This window comes from Tatumella ptyseos ATCC 33301 (genome assembly GCF_000735525.1).
GTDB lineage: Bacteria > Pseudomonadota > Gammaproteobacteria > Enterobacterales > Enterobacteriaceae > Tatumella > Tatumella ptyseos.
On record NZ_JMPR01000054.1, the window covers coordinates 25,660 to 44,564 of the forward strand.

18 protein-coding genes are annotated in these 18,905 nt (G+C 45.5%); 1 reads left to right on the plus strand and 17 read right to left on the minus strand.

Going from position 1 to position 18,905, the window contains the following annotated elements; genetic code table 11:
• Positions 1–7: 7 nt before the first annotated feature.
• Entirely contained in the window at positions 8–868 is an 861-nt protein-coding gene (locus tag GTPT_RS16095) for an ABC transporter ATP-binding protein (protein ID WP_211255098.1), read from the minus strand.
• A gap of 796 nt (positions 869–1,664) precedes the next feature.
• Here GTPT_RS16095 and GTPT_RS16105 point away from each other — a divergent pair.
• Positions 1,665–2,273, plus strand: coding sequence for an HXXEE domain-containing protein (locus tag GTPT_RS16105; protein ID WP_029991512.1), 609 nt, complete (start codon positions 1,665–1,667; stop codon positions 2,271–2,273).
• A gap of 94 nt (positions 2,274–2,367) precedes the next feature.
• Here GTPT_RS16105 and GTPT_RS16110 read toward each other — a convergent pair whose 3' ends face one another.
• The 16 genes from GTPT_RS16110 to GTPT_RS16185 all read right to left on the minus strand — a co-directional run bounded on the left by GTPT_RS16110 (position 2,368) and on the right by GTPT_RS16185 (position 18,736).
• Positions 2,368–2,640: a hypothetical protein gene (locus tag GTPT_RS16110; protein WP_025902780.1), complete on the minus strand. Its 273-nt coding sequence runs from the start codon at positions 2,638–2,640 to the stop codon at positions 2,368–2,370.
• A gap of 36 nt (positions 2,641–2,676) precedes the next feature.
• Positions 2,677–3,285, minus strand: coding sequence for an acyltransferase family protein (locus GTPT_RS16115; protein WP_145959562.1), 609 nt, complete (start codon positions 3,283–3,285; stop codon positions 2,677–2,679).
• A 35-nt stretch (positions 3,286–3,320) separates the two neighbouring features.
• Positions 3,321–3,776, minus strand: a complete 456-nt coding sequence (locus tag GTPT_RS16120; protein ID WP_025902782.1) for an acyltransferase family protein — start codon at positions 3,774–3,776, stop codon at positions 3,321–3,323.
• A gap of 105 nt (positions 3,777–3,881) precedes the next feature.
• Positions 3,882–5,900 carry an autotransporter domain-containing protein gene (locus tag GTPT_RS16125; protein ID WP_025902783.1) on the minus strand — a complete coding sequence of 673 codons (2,019 nt, stop codon included), beginning with the start codon at positions 5,898–5,900 and terminating at the stop codon, positions 3,882–3,884.
• Positions 5,901–5,958: 58 nt separating this feature from the next.
• Complete coding sequence (locus tag GTPT_RS16130; RefSeq protein WP_025902784.1) at positions 5,959–7,023, minus strand: sugar phosphate nucleotidyltransferase; 1,065 nt, start codon at positions 7,021–7,023, stop codon at positions 5,959–5,961.
• On the minus strand, positions 7,020–7,658 hold the full coding sequence (locus GTPT_RS16135) for an HAD family hydrolase (RefSeq protein WP_025902785.1): 639 nt from the start codon (positions 7,656–7,658) through the stop codon (positions 7,020–7,022). The genes GTPT_RS16130 and GTPT_RS16135 overlap by 4 nt, the downstream gene beginning before the upstream one ends.
• Positions 7,648–8,286: a PI-PLC domain-containing protein gene (locus tag GTPT_RS16140; protein WP_029991515.1), complete on the minus strand. Its 639-nt coding sequence runs from the start codon at positions 8,284–8,286 to the stop codon at positions 7,648–7,650. The genes GTPT_RS16135 and GTPT_RS16140 overlap by 11 nt, the downstream gene beginning before the upstream one ends.
• Before the next feature lie 38 nt (positions 8,287–8,324).
• On the minus strand, positions 8,325–9,347 hold the full coding sequence (locus GTPT_RS16145) for a WavE lipopolysaccharide synthesis family protein (RefSeq protein WP_025902787.1): 1,023 nt from the start codon (positions 9,345–9,347) through the stop codon (positions 8,325–8,327).
• Positions 9,347–9,847, minus strand: coding sequence for a hypothetical protein (locus tag GTPT_RS16150; RefSeq protein WP_025902788.1), 501 nt, complete (start codon positions 9,845–9,847; stop codon positions 9,347–9,349). Before GTPT_RS16150 ends, GTPT_RS16145 begins: the two co-directional genes overlap by 1 nt.
• Positions 9,819–11,597, minus strand: a complete 1,779-nt coding sequence (locus GTPT_RS16155; protein ID WP_025902789.1) for a hypothetical protein — start codon at positions 11,595–11,597, stop codon at positions 9,819–9,821. The genes GTPT_RS16150 and GTPT_RS16155 overlap by 29 nt, the downstream gene beginning before the upstream one ends.
• A gap of 27 nt (positions 11,598–11,624) precedes the next feature.
• Positions 11,625–12,383, minus strand: a complete 759-nt coding sequence (locus GTPT_RS16160) for a glycosyltransferase family 2 protein (protein ID WP_025902790.1) — start codon at positions 12,381–12,383, stop codon at positions 11,625–11,627.
• Complete coding sequence (locus GTPT_RS16165; protein ID WP_029991518.1) at positions 12,380–12,712, minus strand: hypothetical protein; 333 nt, start codon at positions 12,710–12,712, stop codon at positions 12,380–12,382. Before GTPT_RS16165 ends, GTPT_RS16160 begins: the two co-directional genes overlap by 4 nt.
• A 721-nt stretch (positions 12,713–13,433) precedes the next feature.
• Positions 13,434–15,419, minus strand: coding sequence for a ligand-gated channel protein (locus GTPT_RS16170; protein WP_029989998.1), 1,986 nt, complete (start codon positions 15,417–15,419; stop codon positions 13,434–13,436).
• A 389-nt stretch (positions 15,420–15,808) separates the two neighbouring features.
• Positions 15,809–17,071, minus strand: coding sequence for a translesion error-prone DNA polymerase V subunit UmuC (gene umuC / locus GTPT_RS16175; protein ID WP_029989999.1), 1,263 nt, complete (start codon positions 17,069–17,071; stop codon positions 15,809–15,811).
• The gene (umuD, locus tag GTPT_RS16180; protein WP_025902794.1) at positions 17,071–17,493 is read right to left on the minus strand and encodes a translesion error-prone DNA polymerase V autoproteolytic subunit; all 423 of its coding nucleotides are present in this window, start codon (positions 17,491–17,493) and stop codon (positions 17,071–17,073) included. The genes umuC and umuD overlap by 1 nt, the downstream gene beginning before the upstream one ends.
• A 577-nt stretch (positions 17,494–18,070) precedes the next feature.
• On the minus strand, positions 18,071–18,736 hold the full coding sequence (locus tag GTPT_RS16185; RefSeq protein ID WP_029990000.1) for a GntR family transcriptional regulator: 666 nt from the start codon (positions 18,734–18,736) through the stop codon (positions 18,071–18,073).
• Between the last annotated feature and the right edge of the window lie 169 nt (positions 18,737–18,905).

Consider the following 18,905-nt stretch of genomic DNA (forward strand, 5'->3'; position numbering starts at 1 on the left):
ATCTTTCCTATTTGCCGTGAGCCACATTATTCATTCTTAATCCATCCCAGATCTTCGTGTGATAATCATGAAATTCCGAAGCTCCCCGGGCAGAGACGGCAGTCCTCGGTCCCTGGGTCGTGAGATCGATTTTTTGTTCCATCACAATTTTTGCAGGTCGACCTCCCAGCAGTACCACCCTGTCACTCATAGCAATGGCCTCATCAATATCATGGGTCACCAGAATCACACTGGTCTCCCCGCTTTTAGTCAGGTTCATGACATCATCTTCAAGCATCAGACGGGTTTCATAATCCAGTGCCGAAAAAGGTTCGTCGAGCAGGATCACCGTCGGGTCACATAGCAGTGTACGGGTCAGTGCAACCCTCTGTTTCATCCCTCCGGAGAGTGAAGATGGATAGGCGTTTTCTACCGAGGAGAGCCCATAACGGGCCAGCATATCAATTGCCCTATCGCGATCTTCAGGTGTAATTTTCCTATACAATTCAATGCCAAGTAAGGCATTGTCCAGAATTGTCCGCCAGGGTAATAACAGATCTTTTTGCAGCATGTAGGCAATCCGACCGGTAGCACCATTTTTAGCGGGACCGAGTACCACACTGCCGGAACTGGGTTTTAGCAACCCGGAGATAAGGTTAAATAATGTGCTTTTCCCGGCACCACTCCGGCCCACGATGGCCACAATTTCTCCGGCCCTGACCTCAAAATTAAGAAACTGAAACAGACGTAACTCTTCTCCGTTATCCAGTACAAAATGATGGCTTAGCTGATTTATTTCCAGAGGATGTCGTGATCCGGATACCTGTGAATGACTCATTATTTCTTTGCCCCAGTATTGTCCGTAATTTTTATCTTCAGTAATTGACATGCATTTGGCATGCCAAAAATATAAAAATAAATTTATTCACTAATATCAGATGGATATACTCCTACCTCTGTAATCAATAAGAAAAAGTTTATTTACCGACAATCACTTAAATGGTGCAAATGTGCAGACGGGTGGTATTATGGGAAACGATGAATTTCAGGTAAGAACTCGCATTCCTGAATGAATTGAATGTTTTCTGTGTCGGGGGATCCCACCATACATCATTCAGCTACACGGACCGGGGATTAAACGTGTATTCCGTTCCCACTCTGAGCGCAGTACAGGGCATTATGGATCCCATTTTCCCTGATGAAGGTGAGTGCAAAGTCAAACAATACGGCAAACAGGGCCGTCATATATGGCGAAAACTGTCTCTGGCTATTGATGCGAATAGGCATGACATTGTCTGTGCCGGTCTGTCACTGAACAACACAGATACCTTGCCCGGAATGTCGACTGTCTTCTGCAGCAGACGGCTCCTTATAGCAAACTTTTTTATCAGCTAAACGAGAGAAAGTAATCAGTTTTCTTCTGCCGGTATGGAAGGAAATTAACGATATACTTGTCTGTTAGGTAGCAGTACAACAAACACTGACTGCGCCATAATGCACAAGAAGAATAGTCGCTGCTTCAGTCGCCCTATGAAGGCGGGCTGACCATAACGTTCTTAATAGCGAATACAGTTTGATCAATGCCCGGCAATCCCTGGTATTGGGTCTGCGGGATCTCAGAACGGCATGGGTTGCCGTCAACCGTGTAACAGGTCATTATCCATGCTGAATAACGGAGAAAATAAATGAAGCAATTTATAATTAAGCATAATCTGGCGTTATTCAGTCTGGCGGCCATTGCCATACTGATCTACACACTGACTCACTGGCAGCTCATGCCTGTAACACAACGAATGTCAGGCCTGTTTATTTTCGGGATCACCTTACATTTGTGGGAAGAAGGCCGCTTCCCGGGGGGATTCACCGAAATGATTGCCAGTCAGCTAAATTTTAAAGGGGACGACCTGCATTTCGGGCAGATTATCACCTCCTGTTATGTCATCTTTATCGTCTTTATCCCGTTCTTCTTTCCGGGAGTTTTATTCCTGGCAATTGCTCCGATGCTGCTGGGTTTACTGGAAGTCATCGCCCATCTGCTGGCTATCCGGATGTCACCCACCCGGTATTACTCTCCGGGCCTGGTGACGGCCATTTTTGTCCTGATGCCGGTATCCCTCTCTACGCTGCACTACCTTGTGACCCATAGAGATCCGGCCTTTACTGACTGGTTATTCGCCTTTCTCTATATGGCGGCAGGCCTGCTGATTGCCCAGCGTATTGTTGTTTCTGCCAGCGGTATGTCGTACCGTGAATTCTTAATGAACGTCAAACGTCGTCTGTTCACCAGAGAGTAATGCTATACCGCAATGGCCTGTCCTTAATCATTTTCAGCAGTCCCGGTTCCGGGGGACTGCTGCTTTCAGATAAATCAACGGATACCGGCTATTGTCAGCGCTTACGGATATACCAGCGTAAAGAGTTAAAATAGAGCTCCGGAGACTTCAGAACTTTTCCCTCATCCACCAGCTGTAACAGGATGGCACGGGTCACATAAATACTGGTATCACAACGGTCTGAAATTTGCCGGGTTTTCGGCCAGTGCTGCAGCTCCGGTAGCGCCCCGCTGCCCCCGGATGACGAACCATTTTCCAGGCATAACTCTTCCAGAGCCTTCAGGATTTCGGTCTTTTTATTGCTGCGTGATTTCCTTTCACTATTCATAAAAACTCCGTGAAGATAATGAGTTAGTTTAATATTTTATAAACCAATAAATTTGAAAAAATTAATTCTCAGCCAGCGGGAAAACCTGACTTCAATCAGAGAATAATACCCGCAGGATAAAAGAAGAGTGATCCCGAAACTTATGCAGAGCAAATTAAAACGATGAGAAAAAACCTCAAAATAGTCGTTCCCGAAGAACCACGTAAATAATTCAATCACCGTAAAAATAACAGCCATATGCAACAGATAAAGTGAATAGGATATTTCACCTATAAAAAGTAAACAGCCGGAATAATTTATTCTTCTCACTTTACTGAGTTTCAGCCCGGATAAAAAAACCAGCAGACACGGCAAGGTCATTACACTGGTATGATTATTTCCGAGTTCCCCGAACGGTTTATATAACCAGCCGACGGCAGCAATGAAATAAATCACCGATGCCAGCATCATTAACCAATGCTGAATGCCTGCACGTACGGACATTTTCTGGTAGAGCATCGCAGTGATAATCCCTGCAAGAAAATCCATATTAATCGTATCGCTGATCATACAGAGATACTGCCAGTAAAACCGGGGATCCTTCTGCTGAAGGGACAGTATGTTCCCCCGTGGCAATAGCATAATACAAGCGATTAATATAATCACCAGAACGCCATACCGGTAGCGGGGTAACAATAGGCTCAGCGTAACCAGCAGATAAAAAAAAACTCGTAATTCAGCGTCCAGCCATTATCAAGCAACGGAAAACCATAGGACGGAGATCCTCCGCCATTTAAGGGGATGAACAACAGTGACTTCAGTGTATTTAATCCCAGCTCCGGTTGCGGAGAATAGTAATAAAAAAATACGGCATATCCTAATGTGATAAATGCATAGGCTGGAATAATCCGAAACCCCCGCCGCAGCAGATATGTCGTACTGCTGCGCCAGCCTGCGGGTAAATGGCGTGTTGTTGTCCATGCCAGAAATCCGCTGACCATAAAGAAAATATCTACCCCCAGATATCCCCTGCGTAAAAATGTCTGTCCCAGCGGGAAAGCAAACCAGCTGTAATGATAAATAATCACAGCCAGCGCCGCTATAGCACGATATATCTGGATCATTTCTATCTGTGTGTTATGACTTTTGCCGGGCATGACTGACCTCTGTCGGTTCTCAGACCAGGATAGCGGATAGTTTCAGATGAGCTACCGGGGCAGACTGACCAGATGTTCTGTCCAGCCTGCCTGCTCCGGTGATCACTAGAATGAGTAATTCAGGCCCGTGGCATAGTTAATGCTGGTATTTCCTCCACTACCGCTATTGAGATTAATGACTGCATGCACCCCGAGATTTTCAGACAGTGCAGAATTCATCCCCAGTCTGGCTTCCAGCCATTGAGAGGTCTTTTTTCCTGCATCATCACGGCGGAACGACGTCCCGGTACTCTTCAGTGCTGCGGTAATCCCGGATGTCGCCGAAATGTTTTCATGCCGATACGCAAGTTCAAGGTAAGGATTAACCCGCAATCCGTTCGCTTCAATACGCCATCCACCGGTAAACTGACGGCGGTTAACATTCTGTCCGCCAAAACGCATTGAGGTACTGCTGTCTGCTTGTTCATGATAGCCATTGATACGCGCACGGTCATAGCTAAAGCCCAGCACCGGCCCCGTAGTCAGATAACGATTAAGCTGTAAATCATAGCCGGCTTTTACCGCAACACCGCTGAACCGTCCGCGACTGTTACCTTTTTCGTTTCTCAGCGCACTCCCCAACTGGATCTGTCTCGTAATATTTTGGAAATTGACGCTGCCGCTGCTGAAATCCACATTTCCCCAGAGTCCGTTAGCCATTTTAAGCTGGCTGAATATCCCCATAATGGAACTGCTATAGCTATATTTGAACAGGGATGCTGACTGATAACGGTTATAGCCGGTACTGTACGTTCCCCCCACCAGGACGCCTTCCACTGGTTGTATGGCGAAACCCAGCAGCGCATTGCTGGCAAGACCATGCCCGTTGAACGAGGAAATATTGTCACGAACTCTGGCATACTTACCACTGTATCCGCCAAAGACTGTCACTTTTTCCCGGCCGTCTAATGAACGGAGGGTCTGCAGTTGTCCATCCATATACAGGTGTCTGTCTGACTGAACATTCAGAACGCCCTGTTGCAGGCTGCTGACCAGCAAAGGGGCATCAATAATCGACATCATGTACCGGGCCAGAACTTCATGGGCCACCGGGCTTGGATGGAACCAGTCAGAAAAGAGATAAACCTGATCGTTATGAAAATTCGCCGTATCCTCATTACACCTCGGTGCCCCGGTGCCTATACCACAGATCGGGACCAGGATATTGTCGAAGCCATAGGTTTTCGGAGACTCGATAATCTCATTAAACAACTGATTAATATCTGCATAAACAATATTGCCGTTCAGTTGGGAAAGCCCCTGCTCAACATCATAATTAAACTGCTCGGTAAGCATATTTTCGGTGTTGAGGAACCAGCGGAAAATACTGGCCGTCAGCTCCCGCGGTACGGTGATCCCTTTACTGGCCAGTACCACCGATAACGAATCGATGACCGCAGACTGACGTGCCTCTTCCCCCTGGACAGAACCCAAAGAACGCAGGTAAGTATCCTGGAGGGTATACAGCTCGAATAAATCGAACAGGTTGCCGCCCAGAAAAGCCTGTGCAAAACCGAATAATGCCGTCCCGGTCCAGGGACTCATCCCTGCATTCGGGAGATTAGGTATCACCAGCATACCACTCCCGGCATCAAGCAATGTTTTGGCCTGACTCACTACATTTGCCGGCGCATCAGACAACTGATAATGTTCACCTTGTTTAAACAATGCGCCGAAATTCAGTCTCAGTATGGTACTCTCCACATCGACCGAGATATCATTTCCGCCAATCCATAAAACATACAATCCGTTAGCATCGGCCTTCTGTTGCTGACTTGCGAGATAATCATCAATTTGCCAGCCGGTTTTATAGATCAGCAGTGGGGTATAGCTGGCGGTTGAGCCTGACTGCGCGTAATTTGTTCCTCCCTGAGTATAAGTAAGAAGCTCCTGACCAGTATAAGTCTCAGAAATAATCTCTGAATAAAGCTTACTGGCATAACCGGAAATATAACGGGTATCATTTCCCGCAAATCCACCATCGCTGATACTGTCACCAAAGGTATATATTTTGTCAAAGCCCTTAGCAGGCAACGCACCGCACAGACAAGCAGAGACTATGGCTGCATGGAGTACATGTTTCATTAAACATCCTTATTTAAATAAAAAACATCCTGAATTAAACGTAATTATTACCAAATAATTAATTAATCAATGAGTGCTGAATTGTGAGAATTTTACCGTGACCAGAAAGCGTAATAACATCCAGGAATTGAGAATAAATATCCCCATAATATAATGCATAAAGAATAATAATTTTATTCCCTTCGTTGATGGGAGATTGTAACTCTATAGATAACTTCTCCGACTTTCCGATTAAATTAATAAGATAATCAGAGACTGCAATTACCCCAATGTAATTATGGGAGTGTTCGTGTAAAGAAACACCGGGATCAAAAATAGCATCAGGATGTCGGATAGTTTTCATCCCGAAGATATCAGAGTAGCTAAAACCGCCGGGTAACAGATTTTTATTCGCCTGAAGTGACGAAGAAAATGCCTTGATAGCATGATTATCATAAAAATTATAATAGCTTCCATCATCCAGTGACCAGCCGATGATTTTTTTGCTCTCTAAAATTAACTCATTCAGGCAACCCGATAAATAATATTGTCCGTTCACCGTTGCACCTTTCATAATGCAATTCTGTGCCGCCCGGGTAAAAAAGCTCCCTTTCCTGAAGTAATAAAATCCGGCTATCGCTTCACGACTGATGGTTCTCTTTTCTGCCACTTCCGTCACCTGGCCATCCGGTTGTTTTCTTATAAATGCCCATTTTGGGTGTAAAGAAGGAAATGTCAGCACACCGGCATCTGCCGATTGCGATCGGAAATGATCAATGATTTCACTAAGATCAGCACGAATATATTGATCGGCAGAAATAATGATCATTTCGTCTTCCGGATCGATTTTATCTATGGCCAGTAAACAACTACAGGCAGCCCCTCCCGTATTACCTTGTAAATGCAGTATTTCCCCCTGACCATGGCTGGCCACCGAGATCATTGGTGAGAGCTGATACTCATCATCTTTATCTTCAGGCAGCAGAAAAATGCGTCTGACATCCTCATGCAAGCTGCTGATAATTTCCTGTGAGTATTCGAATAACGTTTTATTATTTATCTCATTCAGGATCTTCGGATAAGAAAACTCAGAACTCATCTCGTACAGCGATTGTCCTCCCAGGGAGGTAATGACGGTGATCATCCTTTTTTCCCCTCAATTCTATCGATATATTGCCTGATATTGGTGTAATTCACGTCATTCACGCTCTCCACCTTCATGACCCGGGCACCGCTTTCTTTGGCTGCCCGAAGACCATTTTCATTGTCTTCAATCACCAGACACTGCTCAGGTAATAATCCAAGCCTGGAGATAGCTTTCTGATATATTTCCGGTGACGGCTTACCCTGAACCACATCCTGGTTAGAGAGAAAAAATTCCAGTTTATCCAGCAGGTTGGCTCTGCTCAGCATAATTTCTATGCTGTCACGGATAGAATTAGAGGCGACCGCCAGGCGATAACCTTCCTTACGTAATTCGGATAACGCAAATTCATGCTGGAAGACGGGTTTGCAGTGGCGAAACACGATATCCAGGGTATATTTCTGTTTTAGCTGATTAATGAAACCATGCAATGCTGTCGGGAACCCTTTTTCAGCCGTCAGGATAGCCAGTTTGTCGCGTGTAGGAAGGCCGTCAAATTTCGACAGGTGTTCATGCCGGGCTATCGCCATCCCGAACAGGGCTAATGCCTGATTCAGCGCTTCGTAATGCCAGTCTCTGGCATCAATCAGCACTCCGTCCATATCAAAAATGACCGCTTTGATGTTAGTGTTCACGAAAAACCTCCCGGGCCTGATCCGGTACATCGGTACATAGCATCAGAGCGTCCGTTACCGGCAATCCTCCCGCGACCTTGCGGAGCTGCTGCCAGTATTCTGCCGGGTCCCGCTGATGAAGTTCAGGAGAGACACAACAGACCGGTAAGCCCCTGACAATCAGTCGCTGTATCCTTTCCCCGTCACACTGGTCATTAATGAAATTATCCAGCCAAATCCCCTGGACCTGACTCAGCAAGGAATTTTCACACTCGAACTCGCTGAGCCTTGCAAACACATTCACTCCGGCGGAGATATAACTCAGCATGTCGGGTACCGACATATCAAAACAGAAATAGTTATGAATATTATATTCCCGTAAGAGATTTTTTAATGTCTCAGCCAGACCGTCACTTTTTATATTTAACGCTAAGGGTAGTAACGGATCATAACTTACAAATAATTCAAAAAAATCCCTCAGTAAAAGACATCCCTGGTGTGGAATATCATGAGAAATGACCAGTTCTCCGCAATAATCCCGGACATCCGTTTCAGTGCCGAATCCGGCACTGAATGACTGACAAAAAGCCTGCAGACTATTTTTTTCTTCTGCTGTGGTCCAGAGCCCACGGTGTGACAAGATCTGCATATTCCCTCCGTTATACCTCTGCTTTGATGGGTAGACATTCAGCTCCGGCGACTGAACATCTTTATTGCCAGCCGCCGGATAAATGGAATATGCAGCGGGGTAAACTTAATCCATAAGATTGTTCGCAGGATAAATATCCACACTGAGTCTGCCTTTTGACTCAGGATTGATATACCTGCCTCTGCATTCGACGGTTGATGCTGTAACGCTACCCAGTCCGCGGTGGTATATACACTGGATAACCCTTTATTTTTATACACTTCACTGTATTTGTTCCACAAGAATCCCAAAGCCTCACTGGAGTAAGGGATGAAATTATTGATATAAAAATTTTCCGATGTTTTTTTAAGATGCTCCGACGTAAAACAGTTACCGGGAAACTCATTAACCCCGGTGACTTTTTCTATATATTTCACCCAGATATACTGTTCGGGAACATAGCGCATCAGACTAAAAATAGAAAAACAGAAACACACTTCAAATATTGATTCATCTGCAAGTGGAATATCAAAAAGATCTAATAAGTCCTGTTTATTCCCCGCCAACAGGATATCTCCCGGATGAAAAAGATAAGGCATATACCCTCTGACATTACGGGCAAAAAGATTGCCATTAATGATCCGCTGACGGAACAGGCTATAAGCCTGATCCCGTGGGTACACCTGGTCTTTCTCCTCCTCTTCGCAGAGTTGTAAAAAATAGGCGATATTCCTGTTGTAAAGCCTGGAATCTGTCCGTAATTTAACAACATGACTATGGGTAGCCCGACCAATCCCCTGCCGGGAAGAGACGATCATCCTGTTAATATTGGTTACCCAGCGCGTTTCCCGTTCCCGGTAAACCAGCGGTCCGGGGTCTTCACTTTCAATAATGACTACCTGTAGTGTTTTCAGCAGCTCCTGCAATTGCTGGCGTAACTGTGCGGACAGTTTCCAGGTAGACAGGATAATTTCATCTTTCGGAAAGTAATGCCGCGTGATAGCTATGTTTTCTATCACATCACAACAGAGTTTGTTTTTATGGATGACCGCTCCCTGAAAAATGATACTTAACAATCCCATCAACTATTCCTGAGAGCCTTTACCTTTCCTTTTAGCCACTTTTTCGATTTAATAAAAAATTCTGTTATGTTTACGCCTAACAATGCCATCGATAAATTAGTTAATAATACACCCTTCTCACCAAAATTATTAATTCTCAGATAGCTGGTGCTCATCGTAAAAAACGAACACAACTCATTTTTATAATCTTCATATCGTGCAGAGACAATAAAGATGGTGACAGACTCACACTGTGCAGATTTATCCATGATCAGTATTTTTACCAAAGTAATCAGATGCTCCCGATAAGTATCATATTCCTTATCATTACTGACCTTAACGAACAGCGTATATCTTCGCTTATCGGGCCTGATAGAAAAGTTCTTCGCCCGCTCCAGATCGAAGCCCATATGAATTACCTGGTACTCCGCTTCATCCATCGGCGGAATAGTCGATTGCGGGAATCCATTAAGCCACAGTCCATATTCCTCTTCAGTGATCCCTTCTACCTTCAGTTCCATTGCGTCCCCGTTCACATTGGTACGGTGTACTGTCGTTCAGTAACCTTGCCACCTCCATCACCGACATCGGAAAATAAGCTCCCCGGTAAAGGTATTTAAGGTAACATGCTGATATAAAATTACTTATACAAATCATCCTGCGCTTTTTGATAAACCAGTCATCATTATTCTTATAGAATGGCGAAAAAAACCAGGAATGGGATAGCTGATTATTTAGTATAAAGCATCCCAGCAGCATACTCTTTTTTGTCGCCGGACTGGCGGACGAATTCATTACACGGGTAACCCTCACCAGTTCATTCGGGGCCATATCCTCACATAAAATCCAGCGACTAAAGTCACGAAGAAATTCACTGGTTTCCTCAAGTCTGACTTTAATATCTTTGATCACTTTTTTTATCAGTAAAAAACGGCCCAATCCGTTCATCGCTGATGAAGAAATACAGAGCAATATTTCCTGTGAAGCACCGTATTTTTTCGCAAAATGATAAATAAAATTCCTCGCCTGTTCATCTGACAAACGGAACAACGGCTTTTTAGGAATAAAAGGCAACATTTCCAGGCGACAACGGCTCATTTTTTTGTTCCCCCGGTAATCTTTGACTGCAACATATCCGTAATAATGGATCACTGAACGGGCATTCATACTCTGCGTGATCGACCAGGGATTAATAATTGTCGGGATCCCTTCATAACTACAGCGAATTCCCTGTTCGATATCTTCATAATCATTCCAGTACAACTGCTCATTCTGCGGGGAGTGCTGCCAGACTGACTTTTTACAGATGTACAAACTGCCTGTCAGATAATCATGGCCAAACTGGCTTCTGGCCGGATGCTGATAACAATAAAACAACTTACTGATGAGAGATGTGTCTTTCTGAGTCACCGCGGTGATTGACAGTTCTTTCGTCAGATCCTGCTCTATCGTATTGAAATCAGAGTATTTCCTGGGCACCAGGTTATATTGATCGGTAAAATAAAACGACTGAAATCCGGTCATCGGATAGTCATCTCCGAAACGTTGCACCGCCTGATAAAAGTTCAGTGCCAGCAGAACACGATCATGCAGGATACAGAGATTCGGATACCTGGCTGACTCCACCAGCAGATTCTTTTTACGGGTAATATGTACTGGTGGTGCAGGAATATCCTGACCCACAATCTTTACCTGCTCAAAAAAACGAAAATCCGGGTGCGGTGTACCGCACAGAATGATCTCCTTTTCCGCAATATCCAGCTGCAGTATGCGTTCGACACAGGCATTAATAAATGTCGGCTCTTCCGGGCCAACCGGAATGCAGAAGCTCCATTGAGTGAGCCCTTTATCCCGCGAGGCTGCCAGAGGGCTGTTCTTCTGATACACACGAAAGCCTGATACGCTCTCCGGGCTCTCTGTAAATGCCTCACGATAGTAACCACGTTCCAGCAGTGTTTCGCACCTAATCTTCTCCCGGATATACAGCTTACCGCCTGCCGGCATCTGGTGAGTGATATCCCAAAGCATATGTGCATAAAAGGCTGAATCATTCTGTACGTTCACCAGTGCGACATTTTGAAGATCCGCGATAAAAAACCGCGAGCAACCATTGACGATATAGGTTTCATCTGCCGGCCGGTCAAGGCAGTCCGAAAAACTGATCACTGTCAGATTTTCTGTGTTATCCATGTCCAGAGATGCCAGGGTATAAGGCCGGCTTAGTGGCCGCGCCCCGAGTTTCCTGTCATGTACGTAGCGAATAATTTTCACGGGAAAAGTCACCCTGCTGCATTCTTATCAGAAGGTAATAGCCTGTCTGGCTACCGGTAACCGGGCAAAGTTTTGCAGATCTTCCGGCGTACCCAGTCCATACATGCCATCCATCTCAGTGCCTATATTCATAATGCCGATACGACAATCACTATTATGTTGCAGCAGGTAGTTGTATACAGGTGCGACATAAAACTCTCCGTGGCTAAGATCATTGTTACCCACCATTTGCCGGGCAAAATGACAGAAGTCCCGGCCACGCCGGTAGTTATAAATACCCACTGTCGCTTCATCAGAGACTACCTGCTTTTCGACGACCCGCTGCACCCACCCTTGCTCATTACATTGCACATAAGACCACTTGCTATCACTGGCCGTCATTGTCATTATCAGGCCATCGAGATGCCGCTCATCCATTTGTTTCAGATAATCATCAATGCAGATATCAACCCACTGATCTGAGTTAGCAATCATCAGTGGCTGGTCATTATCAATATAGGCATCTGCGGCTAATACAGTACAAGCCGCGCCCCCGCTAATTCCCTTTATAGGGACTATCACGGAGCCAGGTGCAATATTTTCCAGTAATGGAATCAACTTATACTCTGAGATATGTTCTTCCTGGCAAACAAAAATAAACCGATGCGCTCTGTGCGGACGAAGATTATTGACCACGACTTCGATCATTTTCTTGTCACCGAGGCGAATTAACGGTTTGGGTTCCCGATATCCGGCGACTGAAAAACGGCTACCCCGACCTGCCATGGGAATAATAATATTCATCATATCATTTCCTCTGCACTGTATTTATCATTATTGACGCCAGGAATTTTCACCACCGTGGTCACGGTATCCTCAACAGCATAAAAGTCGGTTACCTGCCCCGCCTCAATAGTGATAATATCTCCACGGTAATAATACTGACCTGACATTCTGACCGCGCCGGAAACGATAACAGTAATCTCTGTCGCAACTTTATGATAATGTGCATGTTCCTGGTCACCTGCCTGATAATATTTTACAGCAACCTCCATATTGCTGGTTCGGAATACGGAAGGCTCAAAAGGACCGATAAACCATCCCCGGGTCATGTTCTCAATATTTTCTTTTTTCATAATGAAATTAAACAGCGTAATTATTTAATATTATTTATATGGAAATAATAGATTAGTTCTGAGGAAGAGTTCATTTAAGACCCTTTAATTAAACAGACCTCATAGCTCACTCTCGACACATTAACTCTTAAAATATTCCAGTGGTTATTATTACTATAAGAAAAATCATCAATCACTCTGCCAGGAATATTTCAGCACCCTTACAGGATGAAATAATAGCCCATCCTCCCCTACCATCTGGTTATAACTATCGCCAGACATAAGAATATACATTTTTAATTCCACCCAAAGCTTGAGGCGATGGTACTTGCTTTTTAATGCCATGTAAAACACAAAAAACAGACTTAAAAACCATCAGTAAACACACAAACAGCACAAACCACTAGCTACAGTTAGATTTTAGGTATTTTATTTCATTTATTTTTTAAATTAACACTTAAAAGATCGTTTATTTATTTATCCGGAGTGTTTATTTTTGTTTTATTTATTAACGCGGTAATTAAAAGCATTTGATTATTATAATCAGAGTCAACACTCTGAAACTTTCATCCGCCGTTAATAATTCACGCAGCTCAACCACATATGGAATTATTCTTAATAATAAGCATTAATTGAAAAGAGAAAATTAAAAATAAAAGTTCGGATGATCTTAGGAGGGAAATAGAATAAATCTAAGAAATGTAAGGCGTTAACACCGGCCACACAAGTGTGGCCGGTAAGATCAGAAATTATAATTGGCTCCCAGGTAATAACGACGTCCGTCAAGAGTCGCTGAATAGTTTTCATAGCTGATAGTTTTATCCAGCAGGTTATAAATCCCCGTGAGCAGTGATAATGATTCAGTCACAGAGTAATTAATACCAGTATCAACAAAACTATAAGAGGGCGTTCCTTCCGCCATACTTGTGCGGCTCAGATACTCCGACGTTCTGCTCCGGAAGTTTATCCGGCTCCATACGGACAGATCCCGGGTTGCTTGCCAGTTCAGTGTCATATTAACCATATGTTTTGGCATTTTATTGAGTGGCTTGCCGGAAAACTGCCCGGTTTTCTGCTCAGAATCTGTATACGTATAGTTACCGGTCAGTTTCCAGCCTTCTGCGGGTTTCCATCCCAGAGTCGCCTCCGCACCACGCAGAGTCGCCTTATCCACATTGACACGGTCACTGACAAAATCGTAATGCGTACTGCCAATGGTACAGGCGGGGTCTGCACTACTATTGCACCGACGAACTTCGGTAATTTTATTTTTAAAATCGGTATTAAATAGCGTTAATCCGGCATTCAATTGATGACCGTTATCCCATAGCAGCGCTATTTCTTCGCTCAGGCTCTTCTCGGGTTTTAGATCAGGGTTACCGACAATAATTCCGTTTGACCGCCCTCCTCCGGTGGTCTGCCCCCAACTGGCGGAGGACTGACGCAGATCGGGTGAGCGATAACCCGCTGAAATACCGCCTTTTATTGTCCACTGGTCGTTCAGGTGCCAGACACCATAGCCTCGCGGGGTCCAGTGTGTTCCATAGTTCTGGTCTTTATCCATCCGCATTCCACCGGTCAGCGAAAAACTCCGGGTTATTGCCCACTCATCTTCCGCAAAAACAGCCCAGCTCCAGCGTGTCAGTTTATTCAGTCCCGCGGCCGCTTCTAACTGGTTTCCGTCATCATGGAGTTTTTCATAACCATACTGTCCGCCCAAAGTGATCGAATGCTCATCCAGCAGCCATTGGCCCTGAGTATTCAGTGTAGTGTTATAAGATTTCATTGCGCGGCCGGGATTATTAGTTTCCTCCCGTTGCAGATAGCTGCTGGTATTCAGCTCATCATAATATCCATGATGCGTCAGCGCATAAGTCGTGTGTTCATAACGGTTTTCACTGCGGCTGTTCGGCGTACATACGGTGCCCCGACAGCTCTCCACTGCCTGAGATTTTCCGGGAGTACTGTTTCTGTCCTGAAGCTCTCTGGCAATATCCACACTCATACGGTTTCTGTCATCAGGTGTCAGGGTGAGCGTCGCGGCACCATTGCGCATCCGCTGCTCGTTATAGCCATTGACTACCCTGTCTTCCTGACGTCGGGAGAGTAACCCGCTGAGTTTCATATCCAGCAGCCCGTCAATCAACGGGCCGGAAACATAGGCATCCGTCTGATAAAGATCTCCGGAGCGACGATGTTCCTGAAAAGTGGCTTCCGAATGCAGTGATCCCAGCCAGTTACCACGGTTATAGGTTTTTTTGGTGATCACATTAATGACCCCTCCCATCGCATCCGAACCATACAGGGAAGACATGGGGCCGCGGATCACTTCTATCCGTTCTATAGATCCCAGAGGAGGTAACCAGCCCTGCTCAATACCGGCATTATCACTATTTGGCCGGGTTCCCCGCGTACTCACCCGCCGACCATCGACCAGGATAAGAGTGTACTGAGAGGACATTCCGCGGATACTGATATCGCTGCTGCTCCCCCCGCCGGTGACGACCACGCCAGGGACATCTTTCAGCGCATCGGTAATATCGCGGTAGGCTTTGTCTTCGATTTGTTCTCTGGTAACCACAGAGATGGAGGCCGGTGCGTTCTGAATTTTTTGTTCAAAACCCGTCGCAGTGACCACCAGTGTTTCTTTATCGGTAGCATCCGCCATTCCGGGGAAAAAGGCCGTTGTCAGTATCACTGCGAACGGTTTTACGCGAAGTATTCTCATTATCATCGATTCCATTTGTTGATCAAAATGCTTCACCCTCGCCGATGACTGCAAACAGAATGCTCCATGTAACATTTTATTACACCGGCAGATGTTTCCTATTGTACGAACAAACCAATAAATGTAAATAATAATGAGAATTAGTATCGTTATCACAAGCAGAGATCAACTTCCCTTTATTCTTCTTCTGTATGCTCCCATATCAGAAACGACCTCCGCTCCGGATATCCCCGGGGAGCGCGCACATTTACTACCCCGCCAGCGATATACTGATAGCGGGTTAACTTAAATAAATTATTTAATATCGCTAATTTCAGACGGGGTTCTGCCACAGAGAGCAAATGTCCGGAACAAACCCGTGGGCACCGGGTGACCGGATATGCCCCGCCTTAGCGGGCCACGGGAAGATCGGTGTAGCGGGTGGTATAACAGGGAGAAAGCATATCGCGTTTCATTACCCAGAGTTGTTCGACGCCCTGGCCGGCAAACCACAATTGCCCTTTTCCACTCTGATTAACGCCATCAATGACCCTCATCAGTGATTCACTGTTAGCCTGAGGCTTATAGTCATCAAACAAATTGAGCTGCGAGACTCCCTGGCTGAAAAAATCCCCCAGCATGACACCCGCCTTCATATACCGTGGCCCGTCCTGCCAGATACGGTCCAGTACTTTCATCGCAATGCGGATAATATCTCTGCTATCGTTGGTGGGGGTTTGCAGATTGCCCGTGGCCTGGTTCGCGTAAAATATCTCTCCCTGTGCATGCGGGCTGGTACGCAGAAATACCGTCACCTGACGACAATATTGTCTTTCTCCACGTAATCTTTCCGCAGCCCGTACAGCATAATTACATATGGCCTCACGCATCGCCGTATATTCAGAGATCCGTGTAGAAAACGAACGGGAACAGACAATTTGTTGTTTCACCGGAGCAAATTCTTCCAGTTCAAGACAAGGTTCGCCCCGCAGTTCCCTCACCGTCCGTTCCAGTACCACATTAAAATGTTTGCGAATGACCCATGTGCTCTGTTCCGATAAATCTTTTGCCGTGAGGATACCCATCCTGTTCAGTTTCTGGCTGATGCGCCGCCCCACTCCCCAGACTTCCGCCACCGGAGTCAGGGCCATCAATTTACGCTGACGCTCGACATTTGACAGATCAACGACTCCGTCGGTTTTTCGCCAGGTTTTAGCCGCATGATTGGCGAGCTTGGCTAATGTCTTCGTCGGGGCTATCCCGACCCCTACGGTAAGATGGGTATCACGTAGCACCCGCTCCCGGACTTCCCGGCCAAAGGCTTCCGGATTCCGGCAATGACGAATGCCGGTGAGATCCATAAATGCTTCATCAATGGAATAAATTTCTACTGCCGGTGCCAGTGCTTCCAGCGTACTCATCACGCGGTGACTCATATCTGCGTATAAGGCATAGTTTGAGCTGAACACACTGACCCGATGCTCGCGAAAAAGTTTTTTCAGCCGGAAATAGGGTTCCCCCATACTGATATTCAGTTTTTTAGCTTCCGCTGAACGCGCGATAACACAACCATCGTTATTGCTCAGCACAACCACCGGCGTCCCTTTTAAATCCGGGCGGAATACGGTTTCGCACGATGCATAAAATGAGTTCACATCTACCAGCGCAAACATTACTGCCCCAGCGTTTTGACTACGTGTTTTACTACACCGAAAATTTCAAACTGATCAGCATCAGAAATCGTTATCACTGAATGGGTGATATTCATCGGCCTCAGATGCAGTGAAGGTCTCAGCATCAGTTGCTTGACGGTAAATTCCCCCGTCACTGCGGCCACCACAATATCCCCATGCCCTGCCTTAAGTGAGCTGTCGACAATCAGCATATCGCCGTCATCGATCCCGCCTTCAATCATGGAGTCACCACTGACCCGGACAAAATAGGTAGCACCGGGATGCCGTATCAATAACTGATTAAGATCGATACGCTGTTCAACATAATCCTGTGCAGGTGACGGGAAACCGCAAGGGACACGACTGATAAAAAAAGGCAGATCCTGCATGGCATGGATCTCTGCAGGCAGATAGAACTTCATGATCGGTTTCTCAGATTTTTACTGTATAAATATACAGTAATACTAACGGAGTGTTTTGATCAAGATGACTCGTCATTATTTTTTGTAAACTCATTGTCCGGGAAGGAAATTTATTATTTTCGGCAGACTGCGCAGGTCAGTGGCAGCGAACATCTTACCGATCATGCAGACTTTCACGCCTGCCGATCACAATGTTCTAAACAGACAGTTGAGCAAAGACGATAAACAATGATATTTTTACTGCCACTGTTCCTGTCCCGGACACCGTGTAATGTGAAGCGTAAACCGGACTTTGACGCGCCGGTTGCTAAAGGCCGTGAGCAGGAAATACGTTCCGGTTCATGAACGATACCGGTATAAGAAATACTTTGCAGATAGCGCAGGCTTCTTCTGCCGCTGAAAATTCAGTAATACTGCTGCGATATATGAAGCGGGCCGTTGTAATCGTGTATTTTCCCGCTCCCGGTTTTAAAACAGAGGGGGTACAGTAATTATCATCGGTGGGGATCTTAGTAAGGGCTAATTATGGCCCACTATTTGGCGGGAATTTAATAAATCCCCGTTAAATTAAGAAGGTTCACGTCGGTAATAATAACTTTTTACTCAAATCCTCCCAGTGCTCAACAAATGCATCACGGGCAATATCGAACACACGCGTTTCAAGGCAACGTATAAGATGCTCATGTTCAGCCACTAATTCTTTTGAATTCTCGTAGAAGGCATTACGCTGAACCATGAGTAACTCAATCTCACCCTCCAAAACGCTATAACTTTTTTGTAACCTGGGACTCAAACTGGCATCGATAATCGCACGATGAAAGGCTCTATCGGCTGCACTCAGGTATGCCGATGATGCACCCGCAGGAGCCGCACGCATAACTTCAATAGCATCAAGAGCACCTTTAGGGATCAATCCACTGTAGGTAATCATGCGTACCGCTTCGCCTTCTAAAACCCCGCGAAGCCGCGTCACATCAACAATATCGTTAGGGCCGAATTTTGGTACACAGAACCCTCTGTTCACAATTTGTACCAGCAGTCCCTGGCTGACTAGAATCTGAGCCGCACTTCTGAATGTCGTTCTGGATACCCCATGCTCTTCTGCCATACGGATGTCACGCAAAAATGAGCCAGGTTCGAACTCACCATGCAGGATCCGCTGTCGTATCGTTAAGACAAGTGATTCTAAAGTGGTGGATTTGCTTTCTTCAGAAGACAAAGGTGATTGCAGATGATTTTCCATGATATAACTACATGTTAATGTTGATGATTGCTTAAAAAGAAAACACACTGTGCATTCTGTAGTAAGAAAATAGCAAAAGATTTCAGCAAAAGTTAACCGCCCGGTGACGACTTCCTTTCCGATAACTGTCTGACCATTCCTTTTCAGACAGCCCCGATATATAAGCAGA

Coding starts and splice junctions, on each gene's coding strand:
- GTPT_RS16095 (WP_211255098.1), bottom strand. CDS start 868: ATGTCAATTACTGAAGATAAAAATTACGGACAATACTGGGGCAAAGAA.
- GTPT_RS16105 (WP_029991512.1), top strand. CDS start 1,665: ATGAAGCAATTTATAATTAAGCATAATCTGGCGTTATTCAGTCTGGCG.
- GTPT_RS16110 (WP_025902780.1), bottom strand. CDS start 2,640: ATGAATAGTGAAAGGAAATCACGCAGCAATAAAAAGACCGAAATCCTG.
- GTPT_RS16120 (WP_025902782.1), bottom strand. CDS start 3,776: ATGCCCGGCAAAAGTCATAACACACAGATAGAAATGATCCAGATATAT.
- GTPT_RS16125 (WP_025902783.1), bottom strand. CDS start 5,900: ATGAAACATGTACTCCATGCAGCCATAGTCTCTGCTTGTCTGTGCGGT.
- GTPT_RS16130 (WP_025902784.1), bottom strand. CDS start 7,023: ATGATCACCGTCATTACCTCCCTGGGAGGACAATCGCTGTACGAGATG.
- GTPT_RS16140 (WP_029991515.1), bottom strand. CDS start 8,286: ATGCAGATCTTGTCACACCGTGGGCTCTGGACCACAGCAGAAGAAAAA.
- GTPT_RS16145 (WP_025902787.1), bottom strand. CDS start 9,347: ATGGGATTGTTAAGTATCATTTTTCAGGGAGCGGTCATCCATAAAAAC.
- GTPT_RS16150 (WP_025902788.1), bottom strand. CDS start 9,847: ATGGAACTGAAGGTAGAAGGGATCACTGAAGAGGAATATGGACTGTGG.
- GTPT_RS16160 (WP_025902790.1), bottom strand. CDS start 12,383: ATGATGAATATTATTATTCCCATGGCAGGTCGGGGTAGCCGTTTTTCA.
- GTPT_RS16165 (WP_029991518.1), bottom strand. CDS start 12,712: ATGAAAAAAGAAAATATTGAGAACATGACCCGGGGATGGTTTATCGGT.
- GTPT_RS16170 (WP_029989998.1), bottom strand. CDS start 15,419: ATGAGAATACTTCGCGTAAAACCGTTCGCAGTGATACTGACAACGGCC.
- umuC (WP_029989999.1), bottom strand. CDS start 17,071: ATGTTTGCGCTGGTAGATGTGAACTCATTTTATGCATCGTGCGAAACC.
- umuD (WP_025902794.1), bottom strand. CDS start 17,493: ATGAAGTTCTATCTGCCTGCAGAGATCCATGCCATGCAGGATCTGCCT.
- GTPT_RS16185 (WP_029990000.1), bottom strand. CDS start 18,736: ATGGAAAATCATCTGCAATCACCTTTGTCTTCTGAAGAAAGCAAATCC.